Raw genomic sequence first — 20,117 nt, forward strand, 5'->3', positions numbered from 1 at the left:
TTAACAAAGATATAATTGGGTTTAGAAGAAAATAAGGACTAAATATTATGGAAGTAGGCCTTATTAAAGAGGGGAGATATTACTTTGGAAATATTAAGAACTGAAAATCTTACAAAAACCTATGGAATTGGTGAGACAAAAGTCACTGCATTGGATAATTTAAATTTGAGGATAAACAAAGGACAATTTGTTGCAATAATTGGATCAAGTGGATCAGGAAAATCAACACTCCTGCATATGTTAGGGGGAGTGGATAACCCTACAAAAGGAAAAATATATATCGATGACATTGATATTTCATCAATGAATGAAACTGAATTAGCAATATTTCGCAGGCGAAAAGTAGGAATAATATATCAGTTTTACAATCTTATTCCTACACTAAATGTTGAAAAAAATATATTATTACCTATGCTTCTGGATGGTAAAAAACCTAAAAAAGAAGAATTTGATAAAATCATAAAAATGCTTGGTTTAAATGAAAGGCTTAATCATCTACCAAATCAGCTTTCAGGAGGTCAGCAACAAAGAGTTGCTATAGCGCGAGCATTAATTTATAGACCGTCTATTATTCTAGCAGATGAACCTACTGGAAATCTTGACAGAGCAAATACAGAAGCTATTCTTGAGATGTTGAGATTTTCAAATAAAGAATATAATCAGACTATGATATTGATTACGCATGACGAAAAAATTGCATTGTCAGCAGATAGAGTGATTACAATTGAGGATGGTAGAATTGTGTCAGACGAGGTAATTAACAAATGAAAATTATGAACGAATACACATATAACCATATGAAAAAGAATAAGCGACATACAATTTCTATACTAATTGCTATTACAATCGCCTCGGCACTCCTATGTTCACTATGTATATTTATACATTCTAAATGGGAAACAAAATTAAGCACAACAATTGAAGAGAGAGGTTATTGGCATGGGGAATTATACAACTCTATAGCTGGTGATAAATTAAAATATGTCACAGAAAATCCTGAGGTTGAAACCACGATGATTAAAGGACCGTGGGTTACTGCTAAACTTTCCAATACAAAACTCACGTATCTAACAATGAGGGATGCTAATACAAATTTTTGGCTAGATATGGGTTTAAAAAATAATCTTATTAAAGGTAAACTTCCTAAAAAATCCGGAGAAATTGTTGTATCAAAATTATTCTTCGCGGATAATCCTTCATATAAAATTGGTGATAAGTTGACTCTTCCTACAGGTAATCGAATGCTTGGTAGTGACCTAGTTAACCCTCAAAGTACGAAACGATCAGGCGAGAGGTTTCTGGCAACAGGAACTAATATATATACCATAGTTGGAGAATTAGATGTTTCTGATACCTCTGCCTACGATGGATATATCGCCATGGGATACTTGGATCCTTTGCGCATCAAGCCTAAGGATGAACTTACGGTTTATATGCGTTTTGTGAAACCTCGCACAATCTATAAAACATTACCACGAATTGCGAAAGCTACGGGATTAACCAAAAATGAATATGGAGACTATAAAGTTAAGTATAATACACCTTTATTAAATTTATATGGAATTAGTGATAAAAGTGGTGCAAACGCTCAAATCATTATGATGATAGCAATGGCAATAGCACTTACTTTACTAGTTATGGGGTCATTTATTCTTATTATCTATAATGCATTTTCTTTATCTGCAAACAGCAGGATTAAAGAATTAAGTATTCTGAAAAGTTTAGGAGCAACTCCAAGGCAAATTAAGTTTTCTGTTCTCTATGAAGGACTTTTACTGTGGATTATTCAATTGCCAATTGGTATCATGATAGGATATCTATTTAGTCATATTGTGTTTTCTAAAGTTAATAAAATTCTTAGTGTTACAGAAGATTATAAGAATGCATATGTTTCCTTCTCATGGGTAGTAGTTGGTTTTTCAATAATCATCTCATTGATTACCATTTTAGTTTCAGCATATATTCCTGCAAGAAAAATGATGAAAGTATCTGCTATTACTGGAATACGTCAGAATAATACTCGCGTAAAATTAAAAAAACAAAAATCCCACTTAATAATTAATAAAATATTTGGTATAGAAGGTGAACTAGCAATATCACAATTTTCAGCTAACAAAAGGGCTTTACGTACGGCTGTCCTATCTCTTTCAATGTGTTTTATCTTAATAGCGGGGTATATGAACATTATAGCCATCTATAATTTGGCCTATTCTAAGAACGCTGAAATACCTATTCATGATATGAAGATTAGCCTAAAAATGATTGATAAACCAAGTGATAAGATGATAAATGAAGTTACTACTCTGCCTGAAGTTAAGGATAGTGTCATTAGAAGACAGGCACGTACTTCAACTTATGTAACATCAAAACAGGAGTCAGATGTTTTTGCTAAATATGGAGGATTTGCTAAGGTACCCTCTAAACATAATATATTGAGTGAAAATGGAAAATATAGAATTATAGTAACTTTAGTTGGATTAAGCGATAAATCATTTAAAAAGTATTGTGGAAAAATTGGTGCTGATGATGAATCATATTATAAGAATGGTGTGACAAAAGGAGTACTATTAGATAGCACAAATTATGTATCAGAGAATTCAAAAGTTGTGCAAAAAATACCATTGTTAAATATAAAACAAGGCGATAAGCTAGTAATAAACGAAAAAATAGAAAATGATATGAAAACAAATTATAAATTTAATGCAGAGGTTGGACAGGTTACAGAGATTCCTCCCTCTGAGCTAGGAATGGGTGGATACAGCTTAGCATATATAGTTCCTATGAAAAATTATCAGCAACTAGTTAGTAATTTTATGCCAGAGCGTATGCTTGAATCTAGCAGTATGTCAATTGATTTATTGGTGGGCGATAAGGCTAGTCCAGCTGTGAAGAAAGAACTAACTCGAATTTGCAGTTCTTATCTTGGATCAGAAGATGTTACTATATGGACTCTACTGGACGAAAAAAATAATGACGAACTGGTTCAAAAATCCATTTCTATTGGTGTTCTTTCTGTAGCCTTAATGTTTGGATTAATTGGCATTATTAATGCTTTTTCTACCATTTCGAATAATCTCAGACTGCGCAAAAGAGAATTTGCTATGCTTCGGGCAGTAGGATTAACACCAAAAGGATTAAATAAAATGTTGATGATAGAAGGTTTGTTCTTTGCATTAACACCGATTATTGTTAGCATACCAATAGTATTATTTATTTGTTGGTTTATGTTAAGATTAACCTTTATTACATGGTCTGAGTTTATGTCTGTTTTTCCAGTTGTACCAATTTTAGCGTATGCTATGCTTATAATTGCATCTATATTTTTGGCCTATGGGATTTCTTCAACAGGCGTTAAAAAAAGTAATGTAATAGAATCAATCAAAGACGAAATAGTATAATCACTGCACTAACAATTTGGAATTGTTTTTACTTAAATAAGGCTATTCGGGTACAGCTGAATATATGGAGGTTGAACATGAAAATAAGAAATATAGTACAAATCAAGAATGTTACAAAAAAAATCGGTAAAAAGATAATAATAGATGACCTTACTTTTGACGTACGTTCAGGTGAGGTGTTTGGATTCCTCGGACCAAATGGTGCTGGTAAAACTACTACTATTAAAATGCTTTTAGGACTTATGTCTATTACTAAAGGTGAAATGTATATTGATGGATTAAATGTTAATAAGGACTTTGAAAAGGCCATTGCTAAAGTAGGTGGAATCATTGAAAATCCGGATTTATATAAATATTTAACAGGGTATCAAAATCTTATTCATTACTTTCGAATGTACCCAGATCTAAAGAGGGAACGTATCGATGAGGTTATAAAAATTGTGGGTCTTGAAAAAACAATACATAACAAAATAAAAACATATTCACTTGGTATGCGCCAAAGACTAGGGATAGCGCAAGCATTACTTAATTCTCCGAAGTTATTGGTACTAGATGAACCTACTAATGGTCTAGATCCTGCCGGTATTCATGAACTACGTAGTCATTTAAGGACACTTGCAAGGGAAGAAAATGTTGCAGTAATGGTATCGAGTCACTTGCTTTCAGAAATGGAGCTTATGTGTGATAGAATAGGAATTCTGCAAAATGGAAAACTGGTTAAAATTCAGGATATGAAGGAAATGCTTGAAGATGAATTGGATTCAACTATAGCGTTAACTGTTACTCCAATTGAAAAAGCAAAATTATATTTAGAAAGTCTTAATAGCAAATATAGAGCGAAAATAAATGATAAAGAAATAGAAATTAAAGAAAATATAGAGAAAGTCCCTGAACTAGTTGAAAAGCTTGTGGGTCAAGGAATTAAAATCTATGGTGTTCGAAAGGTACAACAAAGCTTAGAAACAAAATTCTTAGAAATGACAGGGGGGAATGAAATTGCGTAATATAATAAATTTAATTCGTAATGAAAACATGAAGCTTTCTCATAGTATTAGTACATGGATAATGATTGGTATATTAGTTATTATTACAGTAGCATTTGGGCTTGTAGTTAGAGGCGGGGGTAACGACGCACCTAAAAGTGATTGGAAAGCAGATATTACAATTCAAAATAAGGAAATTAAGAAAGAGTTAACCAATCCAGAAGTATCTAAAAGGCAAAAGGATAAGCTTGAAAAAAACTTACAAACTAATGAATATCGTCTTAAACATGATATACAACCTATACAAAGTAACTCCTTATGTGGATTTGTAGAAGGTTCAAGTATGCTAATATTTTTAATTTCTCTTTTTGCCATTGTAATGGGTGGGGGAATAGTAGCAAATGAATTTTCAGGAGGTACAATCAAACTATTACTAATTAGACCTTCAAAACGATGGAAAATTTTAACATCAAAATATATTTCTGTTTTAGAATATACTTTTTTCATGCTTTTGATACTTTTAGTAGTGTCATTTCTTGTTGGAGGAACATTGTTTAGCTTTAAAGGGGCAGATAGTCCATTCCTTGCAAATGTTAGTGGCAAAATTACTGAAGTTAATATGATAACACATATTTTGGTGGCTTATGGACTTGAGTGTATAAACTTACTAATGATGGTTACTTTAGCATTTATGATTTCCACAGTTTTCCGTAGTAGTTCAATGGCTATAGGAATTGGTGTTTTTCTTTTAACTACAGCACCATTAATAACACAACAACTCTGTAGTAAATTTAATTGGGCAAAATATGTTTTGTTTGCAAATACGAATTTGGATCAATATATTACAAAGCAGCCATTAGTTGAAGGAATGACAATGACCTTTTCAATTACTGTATTGATAGCTTATTTTATAATTTTTAATGGTATTGCATACGCAGTTTTTACCAAAAGAGATATAGTAGCGTAAGATTATAGAAAAAATATAAACTACATACTAGGTATACGAGTATTATTTGCTTATATATTAATAAGCTGGTGGATAATGCTCTTCTTTATAATCTAATCCATGATATAAATTTTTAATCTTATCTATATCATTATTATTAATTTTATACCACAAGTTGTCAATTTCAACTTTTCCGCCAAAAAAACATATTGAATGTTTTTCTTTACCGTCCGTTTTAATCCATATAGACCAACCCTTTATATCTTCTTTTTGTTTTATAGGTTCATGTATAGATTTATCAACAGCTTTAATATCTTCATCATTTATAATATCGTATTTTCTTCCTTACTTCTTAATATATTTATTACGTATTAAAAGTATATCAACTTATACTATTTGTCAATAATGTTTTTGACTTTATTTTTACCCAGATTCTCCTTAAGCTTATCTATGCTAAAAGGCTTTCCGTGCGCTGGAAATATTTGTTTTGCATCCTCTGAAATGATTTTTTTCCAGCTTTTATAATATTCATCTATATTGCAGATAAAGATCACACAATACTTTGTCCCTGCAAATTTAAGCATATTAGCAGCCGCATCTCCAACAATGCAATGGCCATCATCAAACAATATTGAAATTGAATCTACAGTATGTCCAGGTGTTTCTATTATTTTACCATCCAAGGGAATTCCGATTTCTCTGAGCCGTGTGCCGCCAGTGACAATAATATCTTGATTCCGAAACTTATAGGGAGGAAATTTAAGGTTTGTATTCTTGGCAATTTTCTTTTTTAATATCATTGATATATATAACTGTTTGAAACGGATGAGCTCATGAATTCGCTTATTCACATGTCCGCCTCCATGTGTGTGATCATTTTCACCTACGAGGAGTAAATCTTTACACAAGTTTGACATCACAATCTGAATCGAAGGATTTTCTTTTAAAATACTATGCAATAGCCCGCAATGATCATCGTGGTGGTGGGTTAATATGATATGGCTAATCTCTGAAAGGCTAACATTTGCATCCTCAATTCTTGTACAAAACAGCTTCCAATCATATTTATAGCCTGTATCTATTAAGATATAGCTGTCTGCGTATTTTACTAAATAACAAGTGGTTACACTTAATTTTATAGGGATAATTTTCATTATTAATGGCTCCTTTCTATCTATGATGTGATCTTTCTTATGTCAATACAACAGGCGTGTTAAACGTCAAATTGTTCCTATATTTAGAAGTGCTGTTTTGAAAAGCTATGTTTTGATGCACTACATTATAGCAAAATAATGAGTAAAGGAATCCCCAGCTCTAAAACAATTGATAGATCAGTAATAGTAACAAACATTTCTGTGGAATTTTTCTTTTCTCTAATCAGATGCTGGAATAATGCCAGAGAATAATATAAAACACCAATGATTGCTGCTACCAATCTGAAATTAAACATGAATAGTGAGATGATTCCTATAAACCCGAAACAGATATTTGCAAACCCGAGTTCTCTTACAATAGGAAATGCTTTCACGTAAGTTACATCAAATATTGATTTTGCTGTAAACTCTGGAGTCAATGACTGCTTTAAGCCAGCAGTAAATAGCCGTAATCCTACGCCCCAAAAAACGCACCATTTTAAAATTACCTGTACGAGTAAAAATTCCTTGAAAACAAGCATATCGATAAGGATGCTAATTATAGGGCAAATATAAAAAAACAATACCACTGAAATTTTAAATAATCCATTTTTTCTTTCCATATTTATTTTCCTTTCTATTTATAATATGAGCTTTTACTCACATTATAGATAGTTAGTTTTCTTATGTCAATACAAACATGAGCAATTGCTCAATTTAATTGACAAAAGGATTCTATTATTTTAAAATTGGATTAGGGAGCTGATATTATGGAACAAGACAAAGCAGTGCGTAATCCGAAACAGACAAGAGGAATAAAAACGAAAGAGAAAATACTTGAAGCCGCACTTCAGCTTTTTTGTAAAAAAGGCTACTACAAAACCACAACCAATGAAATTGCAAGGGTTGCTAATGTCTCCATAGGAAGCCTCTATTCCTACTACAAGGATAAAGACACAATCTTTCTTGAGATATTGGATGGATATAACGAAACTTTTATTAAGGCGTATGATGAGCTAAAACGCAATATGGATATTGAAAAAATGGATCCTAAAGCTTGGCTTCAACGATTTATTATAAATATGATTGAGGTTCACGAAACTTCCAAAGAACTTAATAAAGAAATAAATATATTATGTTATACAATGACTGAAGTTGCCACTGTGATGGAGAAGCAACACGAAGAAGTGCGGCAACTGACACTTGATTATTTCTATTTATATAAGGATGACATCAAAGTGAAAGATATTGAGGCCGCTGCCATTGTGTCTTTTAATTTAATTAGCTCTGTTGTTGATCAGATTGTATTTGGGAAAAATGATATTGATAAAGAGCGTATTTTACAGGCTGGTGTTGATGCTGTGTATAAATTTCTAATGGAATGAGCTTTTACTGGCTGTTACTTATTGTTTCAGTGACTTTCTTTCTCATAATGACATATCCAATAAAATTGATTATACAAAAAAATTCAAATATGAACAGTCCATGAGATATTGCCACCTTATTTTTGGGCTTTCTTCCATTAGTAGCAAAATTTCAGTTTGAAACAACTAGCCCATATTTTCACATATAAAAGTGCAATATTGCATTCCATCTATTATTGTGTTGCCAGTTCCATTTCTATGAAAATTAACTTTACCTGGTAAATACGCATTAAAAACAACATTGTCAATTGCACACATAACCGCAGTAAGTTCTGGCATACCAAGCCTAGAAAATTCATCTTTAAACATACAGTTATGCACATGAAATTCATATGTTTTATTATTTTGCTTGATAATCTCCATTCGATTTAACTGAGTAGGTCCTTGTTTATTAGTTCTTTGTTGATACTTAATTAAATTCTCAAATGTATGATTATCCTCCACATATCTAAAGTTCCCCATTTGCATAGCAAGGCCTACTGGTAGAAATGATGCTTTAACTAAGGATAATGCTTTTTCATTCTCCATGTCTTTTTTCAATTCACTATAAAGTGCTGCGACAATTGAAACAATATTTACAAATTCAGTAGGATGCTGTGGATTTTCTTGTGATATTTTCTTTACTATTTCTTTTCTTGATTCCATTGTTTTCTCCATAAAAGCATCAGCGTTATCAAGATAACCTCTTAACACCCCCAGTATAATAAGTGGAACTTCTGGTTTTGCAGGCTTGTCAATATTTGTTTTAATCATATCAAATCTCTCCTTTTTCTATATTATTTTAAATCTTTAATTTTAAACAATTCTTTTGCATTATTGTAAAATATTTTTTCAATATCTTTACTCGGTAAACCTAACTCTAAAATTAAATTAGCAACAAATTTCGCTTCAACAAAAGGTGAGTCGCTACCAAACATCATTTTATTAACTCCGCCCATTTTATTAATAGCAAACTTAAGAGTATCTGTAGAGAAATTATTACAGTCAGTAAAAACATTTTTCAGATACTCACTAGGAGCTTTTTTAATATTACCAGCAAAAAACTCTGGAAATCTACTTGCTTGAATATCTATTCTATCAATCAAAAAAGGAAGTACAGACCATGCATGTGGACATACTACTTTTAAATTTGGTAATTCTTCAAATAATCCACTTAGAATTAATTTTATCATGGCTATTGCATCATCAAACCAATATCCCATTAGGGGGCCCACCTTATAGGAAGCATAGTCTTTGTTAACTGGTGAACCAGGATGAAGTATAAGTGGTATACCTTTTTCTTCAAGTATTCTAAAAATAGGTCTAAAAGAAACGTCATCTATACCCATGCCACCTCTTGCATAAGGGTAAACTTGTAGACCTACAAAATTCAATTCATCAATACACCGATTAAGTTCTTTAATAGAATCTTCCATATTTCCATAACCTAAATTTGCTACACCACGAAAACGGTCTGGATAACAAGATACAATTTCTGCAATACCATCATTAGAAATTTTAGATAATCTATCCGCCTCTTTTCCATCTGATGTATTATCTGGGCCTGGAGGACTTAATGTCAATATAGTAATATCTATACCGGCTCCATCCATCTCTTTTAATTTGGCATTGATATCAATACCACTTTTTTTAGTGTGATACGGTAAATTATCATATTCAGAACCATGTATGAGCCATTTATCCTCTGTTATTTTTTGTATCATAGGATAATCCTTACGTTTAGAAATCTCATTAATCCATTTTTCAGGAAGAAAATGTGATTGCACATCAATAATATTGAATTTTTTATTCATAATTAACAACCTCCAATAATTATTTTTTAGCAGCTAAAACATATTGCTTTTAAAATGCCCCATTAATTATGGGGCCAATTATTTATTAACTTTTCAAGAAATGCATTTATAATTTCTATTTTATCATCTTCAAGACTCTCAATATATTGGTTTAAATTTTTATAGGACTCATTATGATGCTTACAATGACCCAAATTAGCTATTTCACCCTTAGCTGTAAGATGATAATATACATCTTTCTTATTACTAACTGTATTATATTGATCAACAAGTCCTTTCTTCTTAAGCTTACTAACCACTTGAGTTAAAGCACCATTTGTTATTGCCAATATACTTGATAATTCACTTGCGTTAACATTTTCATGATTTTTTATCGCTTCAATAGTATGAATCTCAGATTGATGTAATATATGCCCAGTTCCGTAGTCTCTAGGTATTTTGTTTGATTGATTAATTTTATTTAATAATCTAATTATTTTTTCGAATATTTCAACATATTTTTCCATAAGCATCACCCTAAGATTATTTTATAGCTACTAAAACATTTTGTCAAGTATATTTTAGTAACTAAAGTATTTTTAATTCTAATACGCCACGTAAAAGAACTCCCAAAGGCGCATAATGGATATATTTTAGAATAAAAATGAAAATCAAGAGGCATTTGATCTTCTCTACTATGATGATTACTTAGTAACAGGCTTACCATTAATGCGACCTATATTTAAGGGTATTATAGAAGATAAATCGCCTAAAGATTGTACCATATAATAATTATTATTTTAAAATTATATTTTATAGAAATGGGTAAGCTATAGTATACGCTGATTAATACAGTGTAACTTATATATTTGGAGGGAGATATTTATGAATAATAAAAATGCTAATGTAAGCAGTAGTACTAGTGGTGCTACTTTACAATCAAGTAAAGAATCAACTGGGTTTAAGGTTGGTTCAGTAAAAGTGCTAAGTAATGAACAATCTTATGCGTCCAAGGACAATCCAAGCGCTGATATGTCTACTATGACTAATAATGTTAATTCTAGCACTCCAGAAGATGTAAAAGAATTTAATGCACGTTCAGAAGCTATTAGAGCTGCAGGTAAAAAATAAACTAAGTATTTAGATTAAGAAAAGAGGTAACAGCTATGTTTTGAATCTAGTTTATAGGATAATAACTTTTATATTAGACATAATATAACGTAGTAAAATTTTATAATTTCGGAGGTATTAATATGAGACAACTATCAGACGGAGAGTTATTATCCCTTACATCTTTATTAACTATGGAAAAAGACGGTTTGGCCGTTGCTAAAGTAATGAAGAATCTAATAAGCGATGAAGATTTACAAAAGCAAGCTGAAACTGGGGTTTTAGCAATGGAAGGAAGAATAAAAGGAGTACAACAATTTATTAACGAAAACCAAGTAACAATTACAGGAGGTACAAAATAATATGGGGACTTTGTTAAACAACATTGTTAAAGGAAATACAGATATTAATGATGAAGTAATAGTTGGGAATATGATTAGTTCTGCAACAAGTGCAGCAGATGCGTATCTAGCTGCAACTTTGACAAGCTCGACACCTGAACTAAGAGCGTTATATTCAACTAGCTTAAATGGCATAATAGGTGGTCAATCAGCGTTAACAGCCCTAGCTGTAAATCGCGGATGGGCAACCCCTTATAATAAACCTTCTCAGCAATTAGCAGATACTTGTAAAAAATCTGAAACTACAGTTGAGAATAAATAAATTCAAAAATAACCACCTTTGGAATATAATTTCCAAAGGTGTGTACATCAATATTAAATAAAATAATGTTTTCAAATGCAGAAACACTCGTTATTTGTTTAGATCACAAAAATTAAATGGAGGAGCATAAGACAAGCTCCTCCATTTAATTATTCTAGTATTATTGTTTTCCTTGGTCAATGTACAGCAAATAATTATATTATGAATAATTACAGGAGGTCTAACTTCGAGTCTTTTTCTGTAATTACTCTTATTGGTTTGCACGGATTCCCATATGCAAGATAGTTATCTGGTATATCTTTTGTAACAACACTGCCAGCGCCGATGACTGCGTTATTTCCAATATGAACACCACCGCAAACCACAACGTTACAAGCAATCCAAACATTGTTTCCAATATGGATTTCCTTTGCGTATTCAGATACAGACACATGTCCGTCCTCGTATTTCATGGCAACTCTTTCTTCGGGAATGAGCGGATGTGATGATGCCATGAGGGAAACGTTAGGTCCAAGCATAACATTATCACCGATATAAATTTTACCATCATCTAAAATTGTGGTATTAAAGTTCGCACCGAAATTTTCACCGATAAACGTATGGCACCCGTAATTAAATTGTATAGGACCTTGCAAATAATATTTTTTCCCGATTTTTCCGATAAATTCTTTGATTATTGGTAGACGGCTTTCATCGTACTCATCAAGCAAATTAAATTTCTGACATAGTATATGCGTCTTATGTTTAATATCTCGAAGTTCTTTAGTACGGGCATCAAACAGCCTGCCCGCAAATATTTTTTCTTCTTCTTTCATAGGTTACCTCCTAAAAATAATAGATTTGATTCGCAGGATATAAACCGACTTTTATAATTTAACATCCATAAAACTTTAGATACTTTTCAATATTCGATTGTATATATTTAGCACTGTGATTACCAAGGAACACATGATTTTGAGAATTTATGCCTTTTTCTTTCAATATTTTATGTAAGGTTGAACAACCTTCATAAAATCTACCTTCATCATTATCTCCAGCATCAAGATAAACATCAATATCAAAAGAAATATTATTTTTTCTTGCAATATATATTGGATCATATTTTTCCCACACACCCATGTCTTTAAAATATGGCTTGTCTTCCTCTTCAAGTTTCAGTTCTAAAGCAGGCATATGACCTCCTACTTTTGAAAACATATGCTGATGTCGAAATGTATTGTGAAGAGCTGCATAGCCACCAGCAGAGGCCCCTCCTATATATCTTCCTTTTCTATCTTTTATAGTATTAAAAGTTTTATCCGTTAAAGGTACTATTTCTTTAATAAAGTAATCTTCATACATTCCTAAATTTATAATTCGATTATTCTCTAAAGGATTAGGCGCCTCTTTACAGATTAAGGATGAGTTCACCCCCCGGCTGTTTTCAATTCTTGGACATACAATTATCAAAGGCTTAATTTTACCATCTTTTATCATTCGATCAGCTTTTGTGTTTATGTCCATTTCAAACATTATATTTTCGTTCCCACTTCTCCCATGTAGAAAATATAATACAGGCAGAGGCGTTGAATTATTATAGCATTCAGGTAAATATACCAGCATTGCCATTTCTTTATCAAGTACATCGCTATAAAAGTTTACTTTTTCTACTTTTGATTTATTCATTTTTGTAGCACCTCATTTGGAATTGAATCGTACGAATACAATATAGGTTATTTATCATACTTATAATACCATAATTTTAAAATAAAGTATATTTACAACGATTTTAAAATGGCATATAGCCTAAATGTGAGTTACATTTAAAATATTAATTGTATTAGTACAAAGATAGTATTATTTCTTTTTAGGAAATAGCTTATCTTTATAGTAAGAGTCTGCCTGATATATTGCTCCTAATGGATTATGTGCTAAAACCCTATCTTTTACTGCAAAAACTGTTATTGGAGCTTCTGAATATTTTATAAATAAAGAATCATGTCCAACACATAAACCCAAAACAATATTTAAATCAGTTTTAGCTTCATTTAAAAAATTCGCCTGACCTATTGGGTTACACATTGGCACATTTGAATCTATATCAATAAAATCTTTTGATATACCTCCATTTTTACAAATTACAGAATTTACAGTAAATCCATTATAACTAAGAACCTTATTTAAAATCTTAGCTTCGTTAGATAAGCCAACGCAAAATGCAATTCCTATGTTTTTATACTGACATCTTTTAGCGAAATCAATTGTTTCTTCTAATCTTGTCTTTTCACCATATCCGTCACTCACAACTAATGCTGATGCTTTAGCAATTTTAAAATTTTCTTCATCTTTATAAATTTCTTTAATTTTTTTCATTTTCTCATCAAGACTCGGACAATTTTTAGGTGCTTTATCCAGTTCTTTTTTATTACAAGCATGGATGGAACATAATGCACAATTATACATAAAAAACCTTCTTTCATATAATCTTTATAATTATTTAATCATAACATAATTACCATAAATTAAGATAAAACTATGTTATTCGAACCATACAAATTGTAATTTCCTGTTTGATTTTCTCGTTAGAAACAATAGTGGATAGGCAGTCCATTTTATTTACTTTCGCACTGGTCTGATATACTTAAGAAACCGTTCCGGATTATAATAAAGGTAAATTATTCTACCGGGGGAAGTATCAAAGCAGTAGCCAGTGATTGCAAAATCAAAAGTTGCCATTGCCTTTTCAATTTTTTCCTCTACACTACGATTTTCCTGCTCATAATCAAATGGCCCATGTTCAAAAACAATATACTCGGCTTCGGGAACATTAATCATAAGCATTTGTGTTGGTACTTCGCCTTTATAATCAAAAGGAAGACGTGTACCGTAACACTCTGTGCGTGGAATACCCCAATCGCAGAGTCTGCCGTCCTGGTCGTTAATGTACGCCATAATCTGACCGCTCCCGCTGTTAGATTCGCTCCCACCATCGTCATCCAATTTGCCCTTGATACTATCGAGTAAGCCGCAAATTGTTTCACAGTCCTGTCCCGGAATAAGACTTTGCTTTTGCCAAAAATCCCAATACCCATTACTCTCATAGTTTTTAATGTGTAAAAATTTGTGTGCGGGAATGGTTACAAAATAAATTTTAACATCATCTGTAGATTTCATCATACCAATCTCTCCCAATCCTAAAAAGTAGCGGTCGAAAGGGTTTATTTTTGTACGAAGAACGACAGGCTTAGGCTTTTTTCGGTATTCACTAGGAGTTACACCATATGTTCCCTTGAAAGCTCTGGTAAAAGCTTCATGTGATGAAAAACTATAATTAAAAGCAATATCCAAAAGGCTTTTTTCACTATCCCGAACCTCTTTTAGTGCAAAGGCTAATTTTCTATGCCGCAGATAATCCCTAAATTGCATACCCGATATTTCTTTGAATTTTCTCGTTGTATAAAATTCGGAATAACCCAACCTGCGAGAAAGAGATCGTAGTGTCAAGGCTTCACCATTATAATTTTTAATACATTTGTCAATTTCATCAACGATTATTTGAATTTGCTTTTTCCACTCGTACATTCGTATGTTCACCTCGTTTCAATCACCCTACACTTATTATAAAGAAATAGAGAGATTACTGCTTGATTTTACTTGCTGTTTTTTTATTTTTTTATTGGTTTTAATAGCCATAATAATAATCAACAGTGTTGCCAATAAGTCCGCAATTGGTTGTGAAAATATAACTCCGTCTAATTTTAGAATTCTAGGAAGAATAAGGACCAATGGAATAAAAAATATTCCCTGCCTACTTAAACAAGCAATACTACCTTCTTTTCCTTTCCCAAGGGCTAAAAACAGGCAAGCATAAACCATTTGAAATCCAAAAGGTATGAACATCACAGCCTGTGCTCTTAATGCCTTACTTCCAATCCTAATCATATCTGTATCATGACCAAAAGCTGAAATTATAGATGGTGCAAATATAAATATTAGAATAGACATGCAAAGGCAAAATATGGTTGACCACTTTAAAGAAAATTTTATAGACTCTTCTAATCTGTCATATCGCTTTGCTCCATAATTGTATCCAGCAAATGGTTGAAAACCTTTTGTATATCCAAATACTACATACATACCCATTGCCATTATTCGAGTTACTGCTCCCATAGCTGCAACAGCAGAATCCCCATAAGTACTTGCTGCACTATTAGTAAGTCCTATAGCTGAACTTGTTAAAAGTTGATATACTAGGGTTGGAATTCCAACCTTGAAAATTTCTCCATAGATTTTTTTGTCGAAAGAAAAGTAATGTATTGAAAATCTTATGGAGCCTTTTTTTTCTAAAATATAATATAGATAAAAGATCATTGTAATAATTAATGAGCACACTGTAGCTATTGCAGATCCTGCTATACCAAATCGAAATACATAAATAAAAATTGGGTTTAAAATAATATTTATTATTGATCCAATTAACATTGAAGTCATAGTAAATTTTGTTGCTCCTTCAGATGTAACCAAATTATTCATAGTAACCGTGAATATATTAATTATAGATCCAACAATGTAGATTCTTGCATAGATCCTTGCATACGGTAATATGCTTTTAGTTGCGCCAAAAGCAATTAAAATATTATCTAGAAAACATAAAGAGATAATAATTACAACTACACCAACTATTAAACTAGAATATAACGCTGTAGCGGCAGTCCTATTTGCTTGCTCGCGATCTCCACTTCCTAAAAGACGGGATATGTATGATGCAGCTCCACTTCCAAAAGTCATTCCTAGTCCAATAATTACTTGAGTAAGGGGAAATGCTATGGATACCGCACCCATTTGGCTTGTTCCTAATCCTCCAACAAAATAGGCATCAACCACATTATAAAAACCAGTTACCAACATACCAATTATAGTTGGCAAACCAAGCATTATAAGTGCCTTAGGCACTTTTTCTTTCTCCATAATTTGCAACTTTCCATTTTTTGCATTCATTAAATTCCAATCCTTTCTGTTTAAAATTTGAAAATTCTAAATTTACATTTGTTATTGGACTAGTACCAGCATAACTGATAATAGTTCAAAGTAATATTGAAAAACTAGTAAAATACTTGAATTTATAGGCCGTTATTTTTATTAGCGTACGAAATATCATTTTTGCGTAAGCTACCCCTCAAAGGCTTTGTTTTTGAAATATGTTGAAGGACTCTTTCTTTAAAAAATCAAATGACTTTAAATGCATGAAACCTGCGTCCAACATAATTTTTTGTATTTCATTCTCTTGAGTGCAGTGTCCTGGGAAGCCAACATATCTCCACTTTATATTTGTTGGAAGCCATTCAATAATTGCAATTTTGCATCCTGGTTTTATACAGTTTTTTATATTCTTAAAATAGTTAACTGGGCTTGTTATGTGATGAAATACATTCCTCATAAAAATAAGATCGTAACTTGTATTGGGTAATGGACATCGATTTTCATTGCTGATTACAATTTTAATATTCTGAATTTTATCACGCTTCAATATCTTGTTTATATGTGATAAAAACTTTTGGTTTGTGTCAATAGCAAATACTTTTCCAGCTGTTCCTATGATTTTTGAGAATTCAAAAGTAAAATATCCACCACCAGAACCAATGTCAGCAATTGTATTTCCTTTTTTGATTTCGAGGCTTTTAATTACTTGACGGCTGTCTTTCTTTGCTCTAATGTTAAGCATAACTGCTCGAATAGATGTTGAATTCATTTATATGTCCTCCTAAAATTAAATTTGCCCATAAATTTATATCAATTTAATATTTGCAAAGAGTATAGGTACTGTACGCTTTGGTTAAAAAATATTGCTTTTCAGCAATATTTAAGCATTATTTTTTTCTTATATCAAAAGTATCAATTTTTTCTTCAAGAGAGTTTAAAAATTTCTTTAAGAATCCCTCTTGCTCCTCTGAGGCATCTTTTAAAACCTCGTTAACAATATTATCAAATTCTTGATGGATCTTTTCATGGTGTATATGCGCAATTTCTCCTTTGGGTGTTAGTCGTAATATTAGTTTTGACAAATTATAAGGATCAATTTCTTTTATGATCATGCCTTTTTTCTGAAGTTTCATTGTTATTTGAGAAACTGCTCCTTTCGTCACCCCTAATTTTTCTGCAATACCAGTAACATGAATGCCTTCATTTTCCTTTATAGCTTTAATCATGTGAATTTCAGCATAAAAAAGCTGTTTATCTGTCCCATAATAACTAGTTTGTTTATCAATCTCTGAAAATTTTGTTACTAACCTCAAAAATGTGTAGCTAATTTTTAATTTGTTATCAAAATTTAAATTTATCATAAAAATAGTGTATAGCATGTAGACACTATTGTCAATACACTGGTTAAATTATTAAAAACAATGCAAATAGGTACAGTTTCGAGATACAGTCTCGTATCAGTACATTCTATATGTTTATAAAAATAGTATATAATGGTATAATATTTTTAAAAGTTGGAGAAATCGAGCCAAGAGATGATGGCTTTTTTCTATTTTTATATGAAAGAGTAAGATAGTAACAGGTAAAGCCACGTACTTGAGTTAATATCCAGCATGTGGCTCATTTCTCTGAAATCCAGGATAACTTTTCTTAACGATAATTTTGCACAAATTGCGAGACCTACCCATTATACTAAAAATATAGATAATAATATGCAGCTAAATTTAGCGAAAAAATATTTAGATGGAAGAAAGGATAAAAACAAATGAATAATATTTTATTAGTCGAAGATGATTTGAGCATAATAGACGGACTTGTTTTTTCTATCGAAAAAAATGGGTTTAATGTTGATGTTGCTAGAACTGTCAAAGAAGCCATATTGAGTTATCAAGCACACATATATGATTTGCTGCTTCTTGATTTAACCTTGCCCGATGGCAAGGGATTTGAAATATGTGAACATGTGCGACAGACTTCTCAGATTCCAATAATCTTTTTAACCGCATCTGATGAAGAAATTAATATTGTAAAGGGACTGGATATTGGAGGCGATGATTATATTACAAAACCTTTTAAGTTGAACGAATTGATTTCAAGGATCAAAGCACTATTACGGCGGGTTGCTTCTTTTCAAGAGCAAGCACCGATTGAACTTAGATCAAATGGACTTACCGTAAAACTTTTAGAGAATAGAGTATTCAAAAATAATGTAGAACTAGATTTTTCCCCCAACGAATACAAGTTGCTTTGTATATTTATGCAAAATCCCAGTATTGTCCTAACACGTGAAACCATATTAAATAAGCTGTTGGATGATAAGGGTAATTTTATTGATGACAATACATTATCTGTGTATATTCGTCGGTTAAGAAGTAAGGTTGAAGATGATGCAAATAGCCCTAATTTTATTACGACCATGCGGGGACTTGGATATAGATGGAGCGTAATATTATGATAAGTAACTTATTTGCACATAGGGATTTTAAACGTTTATTTTGTATTGTTGCTCTGATTGGATGTGTGCTTGTTTTATTAGGACAAGTGTTAGTTATGGCAACGGTAAACCAATACAAACGGCAGATGATAGTACATGACTATGCAATAGCTGGTTATTTGTGCGAAAACTTTAGTGAGCAAGGTCAAATATCTATTAAAAAATCTGATATTCCAAAACTATTTATCAGCGGAAAAAGCGATAAAAACATAGATGTGGGAAATAAAATAATGAAAAGCACAGGCTATAATGATATAGCACAGCTACGATATTTTCCTGAAATCAATACGGTTTATCATCGCTATGCAATTTCTTTTTTGGTTATTTCCTTAGTTATCATCGTAGCCGTTCTATTTGTGCTTTATCTTTATTTTTATGCGCAAAGTAAAAAAATAGAGTGTGCAAAGGATATGATACAATCTTTTTTAGATGGCGAAATCGAGGTGCGCTTAGATGATGATAGCGAAGAGACGCTGTCAAAACTTTTTCATTCAATAAATAGCATGGCAACATCTCTAAATGCTAATATAACCAGTGAAAAACAAACAAAGGAATTTTTGAAAGATACCATTTCAGATATATCGCATCAGCTCAAAACACCGCTTGCTGCTTTGGAAATGTATAATGAAATTATAAAAGATGATAGTGCGGACAAAACTGTTGTCGAGAAGTTTGCTGATAAAACAGATACGGCATTGACAAGGATGGAAACACTCATACAAAAACTTTTGCATATCACTCGATTGGATGTTGGTGCAATTATCTTTGAAATGAAACAAGAAAATATTAAAATGATTCTACAAAGCATTGTTAACGATTTTGAAACTAGGACATCACTGGAAGAGAAATCCATTATCTTGGATGGCTCTGATTCGTCTGTGCTTTTTTGTGATTTGGATTGGATCAAAGAAGCTGTTAGCAATATTGTAAAAAATGCTTTAGACCATACAACGGTAAACGATATTATAACAATCTGCTGGCAAAACACCCCTGTTGTAACCAAAATTACAATTGAAGATACAGGCTCAGGTATTCACCCGGAGGATATTCATTATATTTTCAAAAGATTTTACAGAAGTAAATTTTCACAGGACAGACAAGGTGTTGGGTTAGGACTTCCTTTGGCAAAAGCCATTATTGAAGCACACAATGGAACAATTATGGTAGAAAGTACACTTAGAAAAGGAAGTAAGTTTAAAATTAACTTTTTACACCTTACTAAACTGTAAGATGAT

The 20,117-nt window shown here is 31.8% G+C and carries 22 protein-coding genes; 10 read left to right on the forward strand and 12 right to left on the reverse strand.

Annotated features, from left to right (window positions below):
- Window positions 1-84 precede the first annotated feature (84 nt).
- From KPL54_RS18905 to KPL54_RS18920, 4 genes are all read left to right on the forward strand, one after another.
- Window positions 85-768 carry an ABC transporter ATP-binding protein gene (locus KPL54_RS18905; RefSeq protein ID WP_216108047.1) on the forward strand — a complete coding sequence of 228 codons (684 nt, stop codon included), beginning with the start codon at window positions 85-87 and terminating at the stop codon, window positions 766-768.
- Window positions 765-3,398 carry an ABC transporter permease gene (locus KPL54_RS18910; protein ID WP_216108049.1) on the forward strand — a complete coding sequence of 878 codons (2,634 nt, stop codon included), beginning with the start codon at window positions 765-767 and terminating at the stop codon, window positions 3,396-3,398. Before KPL54_RS18905 ends, KPL54_RS18910 begins: the two co-directional genes overlap by 4 nt.
- Before the next feature lie 77 nt (window positions 3,399-3,475).
- Complete coding sequence (locus KPL54_RS18915; protein WP_226166939.1) at window positions 3,476-4,402, forward strand: ABC transporter ATP-binding protein; 927 nt, start codon at window positions 3,476-3,478, stop codon at window positions 4,400-4,402.
- Window positions 4,395-5,348, forward strand: coding sequence for an ABC transporter permease (locus KPL54_RS18920; RefSeq protein WP_216108051.1), 954 nt, complete (start codon window positions 4,395-4,397; stop codon window positions 5,346-5,348). Before KPL54_RS18915 ends, KPL54_RS18920 begins: the two co-directional genes overlap by 8 nt.
- 371 nt (window positions 5,349-5,719) lie before the next feature.
- On the opposite strand, the gene KPL54_RS18925 is transcribed toward KPL54_RS18920, so the two are convergent.
- Both KPL54_RS18925 and KPL54_RS18930 read right to left on the reverse strand, forming a co-directional pair.
- Complete coding sequence (locus tag KPL54_RS18925) at window positions 5,720-6,481, reverse strand: MBL fold metallo-hydrolase (protein WP_216108052.1); 762 nt, start codon at window positions 6,479-6,481, stop codon at window positions 5,720-5,722.
- A 125-nt stretch (window positions 6,482-6,606) separates the two neighbouring features.
- Window positions 6,607-7,083 (reverse strand): DUF6790 family protein, encoded by a 477-nt coding sequence (locus KPL54_RS18930; RefSeq protein WP_216108053.1) that lies wholly within the window; start codon window positions 7,081-7,083, stop codon window positions 6,607-6,609.
- A gap of 147 nt (window positions 7,084-7,230) precedes the next feature.
- Between KPL54_RS18930 and KPL54_RS18935 the strand changes: the two genes are divergently transcribed.
- Window positions 7,231-7,845: a TetR/AcrR family transcriptional regulator gene (locus tag KPL54_RS18935; RefSeq protein WP_216108055.1), complete on the forward strand. Its 615-nt coding sequence runs from the start codon at window positions 7,231-7,233 to the stop codon at window positions 7,843-7,845.
- A 165-nt stretch (window positions 7,846-8,010) separates the two neighbouring features.
- On the opposite strand, the gene KPL54_RS18940 is transcribed toward KPL54_RS18935, so the two are convergent.
- From KPL54_RS18940 to KPL54_RS18950, 3 genes are all read right to left on the reverse strand, one after another.
- Window positions 8,011-8,637: an L-2-amino-thiazoline-4-carboxylic acid hydrolase gene (locus tag KPL54_RS18940; protein ID WP_216108056.1), complete on the reverse strand. Its 627-nt coding sequence runs from the start codon at window positions 8,635-8,637 to the stop codon at window positions 8,011-8,013.
- A gap of 23 nt (window positions 8,638-8,660) precedes the next feature.
- Window positions 8,661-9,677, reverse strand: a complete 1,017-nt coding sequence (locus KPL54_RS18945) for an amidohydrolase family protein (RefSeq protein WP_216108058.1) — start codon at window positions 9,675-9,677, stop codon at window positions 8,661-8,663.
- A 62-nt stretch (window positions 9,678-9,739) separates the two neighbouring features.
- Window positions 9,740-10,183 carry a MarR family winged helix-turn-helix transcriptional regulator gene (locus tag KPL54_RS18950; protein WP_216108060.1) on the reverse strand — a complete coding sequence of 148 codons (444 nt, stop codon included), beginning with the start codon at window positions 10,181-10,183 and terminating at the stop codon, window positions 9,740-9,742.
- Between the two features lie 358 nt (window positions 10,184-10,541).
- Between KPL54_RS18950 and KPL54_RS18955 the strand changes: the two genes are divergently transcribed.
- The 3 genes from KPL54_RS18955 (at window position 10,542) to KPL54_RS18965 (ending at window position 11,429) form a co-directional block, all read left to right on the forward strand.
- A complete protein-coding gene (locus KPL54_RS18955; RefSeq protein WP_216108061.1) occupies window positions 10,542-10,787 on the forward strand; it encodes a hypothetical protein in 246 nt (81 codons plus the stop codon).
- 122 nt (window positions 10,788-10,909) lie between these two features.
- The gene (locus tag KPL54_RS18960) at window positions 10,910-11,128 is read left to right on the forward strand and encodes a hypothetical protein (protein WP_216108063.1); all 219 of its coding nucleotides are present in this window, start codon (window positions 10,910-10,912) and stop codon (window positions 11,126-11,128) included.
- Window position 11,129: 1 nt separating this feature from the next.
- Entirely contained in the window at window positions 11,130-11,429 is a 300-nt protein-coding gene (locus KPL54_RS18965; RefSeq protein ID WP_216108064.1) for a spore coat protein, read from the forward strand.
- Window positions 11,430-11,638: 209 nt separating this feature from the next.
- On the opposite strand, the gene KPL54_RS18970 is transcribed toward KPL54_RS18965, so the two are convergent.
- The 7 genes from KPL54_RS18970 to KPL54_RS19000 all read right to left on the reverse strand — a co-directional run bounded on the left by KPL54_RS18970 (window position 11,639) and on the right by KPL54_RS19000 (window position 17,701).
- Entirely contained in the window at window positions 11,639-12,244 is a 606-nt protein-coding gene (locus KPL54_RS18970) for a sugar O-acetyltransferase (protein ID WP_216108066.1), read from the reverse strand.
- 58 nt (window positions 12,245-12,302) lie between these two features.
- The gene (locus tag KPL54_RS18975) at window positions 12,303-13,094 is read right to left on the reverse strand and encodes an alpha/beta hydrolase (protein WP_216108067.1); all 792 of its coding nucleotides are present in this window, start codon (window positions 13,092-13,094) and stop codon (window positions 12,303-12,305) included.
- A 171-nt stretch (window positions 13,095-13,265) separates the two neighbouring features.
- A complete protein-coding gene (locus KPL54_RS18980; protein WP_216108068.1) occupies window positions 13,266-13,871 on the reverse strand; it encodes a DUF1847 domain-containing protein in 606 nt (201 codons plus the stop codon).
- 153 nt (window positions 13,872-14,024) lie between these two features.
- Window positions 14,025-14,990, reverse strand: a complete 966-nt coding sequence (locus KPL54_RS18985; RefSeq protein ID WP_216108069.1) for a helix-turn-helix transcriptional regulator — start codon at window positions 14,988-14,990, stop codon at window positions 14,025-14,027.
- A gap of 36 nt (window positions 14,991-15,026) precedes the next feature.
- The gene (locus tag KPL54_RS18990) at window positions 15,027-16,406 is read right to left on the reverse strand and encodes an MATE family efflux transporter (protein WP_216108070.1); all 1,380 of its coding nucleotides are present in this window, start codon (window positions 16,404-16,406) and stop codon (window positions 15,027-15,029) included.
- A gap of 178 nt (window positions 16,407-16,584) precedes the next feature.
- The gene (locus tag KPL54_RS18995) at window positions 16,585-17,157 is read right to left on the reverse strand and encodes a class I SAM-dependent methyltransferase (RefSeq protein ID WP_216108071.1); all 573 of its coding nucleotides are present in this window, start codon (window positions 17,155-17,157) and stop codon (window positions 16,585-16,587) included.
- Window positions 17,158-17,275: 118 nt separating this feature from the next.
- Window positions 17,276-17,701, reverse strand: coding sequence for a MarR family winged helix-turn-helix transcriptional regulator (locus tag KPL54_RS19000; protein WP_253203583.1), 426 nt, complete (start codon window positions 17,699-17,701; stop codon window positions 17,276-17,278).
- Window positions 17,702-18,153: 452 nt separating this feature from the next.
- Here KPL54_RS19000 and KPL54_RS19005 point away from each other — a divergent pair, with 452 nt between their 5' ends.
- Window positions 18,154-18,843 (forward strand): response regulator transcription factor, encoded by a 690-nt coding sequence (locus tag KPL54_RS19005; protein WP_216108072.1) that lies wholly within the window; start codon window positions 18,154-18,156, stop codon window positions 18,841-18,843.
- Window positions 18,840-20,111: a sensor histidine kinase gene (locus KPL54_RS19010; protein ID WP_216108073.1), complete on the forward strand. Its 1,272-nt coding sequence runs from the start codon at window positions 18,840-18,842 to the stop codon at window positions 20,109-20,111. The genes KPL54_RS19005 and KPL54_RS19010 overlap by 4 nt, the downstream gene beginning before the upstream one ends.
- Window positions 20,112-20,117: the final 6 nt, after the last annotated feature.

This window comes from Clostridium estertheticum (genome assembly GCF_018861295.1).
GTDB classification, from domain to species: Bacteria; Bacillota; Clostridia; order Clostridiales; family Clostridiaceae; genus Clostridium_AD; species Clostridium_AD estertheticum_D.